Below are 276 nucleotides of genomic sequence, written 5' to 3'. Positions count from 1 at the left end.
GATATCGAAGATGCGAAAGGTGAGATTGGCCACCGGCAGCACGATGAACAGCAGCAACAGGCCGCGCAGCAGCAGCGGCGGAATCAGCCACGTCTCGCTGACGTCGGGCGTCATCTTCGTCATCCAGAACGCCACGAAAAACGCCAGCAGGAAGCCCGGCACGATGATCCACTTCTTGTGCGTGACGAACTTCGCATAGCGGAAGTAAAGAAACAGCGCGGTGGCGGAAATCAGCGAGGTGATGCCGGTGAGGCGGCCGGCGTTTTCGACCGGATA

1 pseudogene is annotated in these 276 nt (G+C 59.4%); it reads right to left on the bottom strand.

From position 1 onward, the window contains the following. Positions 1–276 (bottom strand): annotated as a pseudogene (locus SB786_RS36160) (MFS transporter); the annotation flags it as partial.

The sequence above is a fragment of the Burkholderia sp. SIMBA_062 genome (genome assembly GCF_046534765.1).
Classification (GTDB): Bacteria; Pseudomonadota; Gammaproteobacteria; order Burkholderiales; family Burkholderiaceae; genus Burkholderia; species Burkholderia ambifaria.
The sequence above is the reverse complement of the archived record's forward strand: the minus strand, read 5'-3'. Positions and strand labels throughout refer to the sequence as shown.